General features: G+C 46.3%; 2 protein-coding genes. Both read right to left on the bottom strand.

Annotated elements, in window-relative coordinates:
* Positions 1-251 (bottom strand): DUF4123 domain-containing protein (locus tag IQ209_RS17755; RefSeq protein WP_193852508.1); only part of this gene is annotated, 251 nt, incomplete at its 3' end.
* Positions 248-2,281, bottom strand: a complete 2,034-nt coding sequence (tssI, locus tag IQ209_RS17750; protein WP_193852507.1) for a type VI secretion system tip protein TssI/VgrG — start codon at positions 2,279-2,281, stop codon at positions 248-250. The genes tssI and IQ209_RS17755, both read right to left, overlap by 4 nt.
* Positions 2,282-2,607 lie beyond the last annotated feature (326 nt).

Genomic DNA, 2,607 nt, shown 5'->3' with positions numbered 1-2,607 from the left:
CGTAAATGTTGCCGCACGGTTTTCATATCAGCTTCGCTGTGGACGAAAATGCCCCACGGCGTTCTGCGATATTCCAGCCAGATTTTAACTTCTTCAGTAACCTGTACCAGATAGGGCGCGATTTTAACCAGTTCCGGCTGGAGCGGTTCACCATAAAGGCAGGCAGAAGGCGGATCGTAACGCTCTAAGGCTAAAAACAAGTCCGGTTCTGCTGCCCCATCAATAATGGCGTAGAGTTTTTCCTGACTCATTGCTGATTCTCCTTATCTTTCAGAGGACAGTGCGCGACGAACATTGAACCTTCACTGGCTGCCGCGAGCAAAATAGCCGGGTTGGCAGGAGCCAATAAATCGCCGGGGCTACCGCCGGAGTTCAGATTAATGGCTGCACCCTTAATATCGATGCCGCCAGCATGAAGCACGACAAAACTCCCACCGACACGCAAAGTCAGCTTACTGCCACTTTGTAATGTCAAATCTCCCTGCGCATCAATACTAACAATACCCTGAATTTTTTCAGATAAATCGCCTTTGATTTGTAACGCACGGTCGCCGTCAATCTGTTCCAGATGGTTGCCGGTAGTTTTATGTTCCTGTTGGCCTTCAACCGTGACTTTGCGGTTATTGGCGATAACCAATTCATCGTCATGCCCAATGCTGGTTGTGCGGTTATAGTTGATACGTTCGTCGCGTGAATTGAGCACCTTAATGGCGAGGTTTTTTTGCGCATGGATAAAAACCTCTTCACGATCTTTTTCATCCTCAAAACGCAGTTCGTTAAACCCTTGCCCCTTATGCGTCTTCGAGCGAATTGACATTTGTGTTTTTGTCATCGGCAGACGGTTCGGCGGAAGATTATTGGCGTGATATGCCCGACCAACAATAATTGGCTGGTCAGGGTCGCCGTGGATAAAATCCACCAAAACTTCGTGACCAATGCGGGGAATAGCGATCATGCCCATCAATGGCCCTGCCCATGCCTGACTGACACGCACCCAACAAGAACTGCTATCATCAAGTTTACCGTACCGATCCCAGTCAAATTGAATACGGACGCGCCCATATTCATCGCAAAAAATTTCTTCGCCTTCCGGCCCGACGACAGTAGCAATATGTGGCCCTTCCATTTTGGGTTTCGGATAGGGAGAAGGGCGATAGGAGTTTTTGCGGCTGGTGAAAGTAAACTGGTTGGAAAGCCACGTGCCACTACCGCTGTGCTGGGTTTCATCAGCTTGAGGCTGTTGGCCTGAGTGGGTTATCTGAATTAATTGCCATTGGTCATTCAAGGTTTCATTGGGATGATCTTCAAAATTAATCAGTTGCCCCGGCCACATAGCAAAACAGTCACCATTGCCGTTTCCTAGCTGCGTATCCCGGCGCAGGTATTCCAGACGATACTGGCTGACCTGTTGCCCCAAATTTTCATCTTTATAACGGCTGGGAAAATCGTAATAGTGGTAGTTTTTCAGCGTGCGCTGGTTGGCTAGATTACGCCCTTCATACCAGAACTCCCGGTTCATGCGTGGATTTTTGAATGTCCGGTCTTTGGTTGTCACGGTGGCAACACCCACCTGTTCTGACCAGCTAACGTGCTGAATGCTTGTTGTTGAGCCAGTCACATCAGCTTCAGGACGATAAGGAACCGTGATCACGTTATTAAGCGACAGGCAGGAATCATGAAAAACAATGCGTTGCTCATGCTGTTCCTGGTCGAACGTGAAATAATAGAAAATGCCCTCATCAGCCAGCAAACGCTGCATAAAAGCCAGATCACTTTCATCGTACTGAACGCAGAATTCCCGTGGCGGGTGTTTGTAACCCACCAAAAAAGTAGCATTGCGTACTCCATTTTCTTTGAGCAGGGTTTCCACAATATCCATCACGGACTGATTCTGGAAAATCCGGCTATTGACCCGCAGTGAGGCGCGCCATAACGGAGGCTGAATAGTGATATGGTAGTGGCTGGTATGTCGCCCGATAGACAGGTGTGAAAACTGCGTCACCATTCCGGTGATTTGTCGTTCAACCTGCCCATTGCGATGTACGGCAAAAGCGGCATTTTGGTCAAGAACGTCGGTAACGTTAATTCCCGATTTTTGGCTGACCAAATTCGTCGTTTTACAGGTCAATGTCGCTTCCAGACGGAAAAGGGAAGATAATGATTCGGTGAGGGAAAAATCAACAACGGCAAAGGTTTGTTCGGGTAGATTTTCTGTAATCAGCGTAAATACTAAACCAGAGCGTTCAAGTCGCTGACTGATTTTATCTATTACCCTGTTCATTTATACGCTCCATAATCTTTGGGTATATCAATCCTTAATGAGAGTCTGACTATCAAAAATAATTTAATGATGAAATCATTGTTGCAGACTTTAAGTGTTATTAGCAGAATACAGTAGAATTATTTACACATACAACGCTGAATAAAAGTACATCCGGTAAATTGTGATTAATCTCTCTTATTAAATAAAATCAGGAAATTACTTAGTGTTAATTTCACAAAGTGCAACATATTTAAACCACACTGACGCGCTACGCTTGTCTTCTCCGATTTGCCGGGCTAATACATTAACCCGGCAAATCGGAGAGCTGTAAAACACCTGCCAGA

The organism is Xenorhabdus sp. BG5 (genome assembly GCF_015163665.1).
Taxonomy (GTDB): domain Bacteria; phylum Pseudomonadota; class Gammaproteobacteria; order Enterobacterales; family Enterobacteriaceae; genus Xenorhabdus.
This window is presented reverse-complemented; position numbering and strand designations above follow the sequence as displayed.

What these genes read in the sequence shown, in the direction of transcription:
- tssI (WP_193852507.1), bottom strand. Translation starts at nt 2,281, where the DNA reads ATGAACAGGGTAATAGATAAAATCAGTCAGCGACTTGAACGCTCTGGT.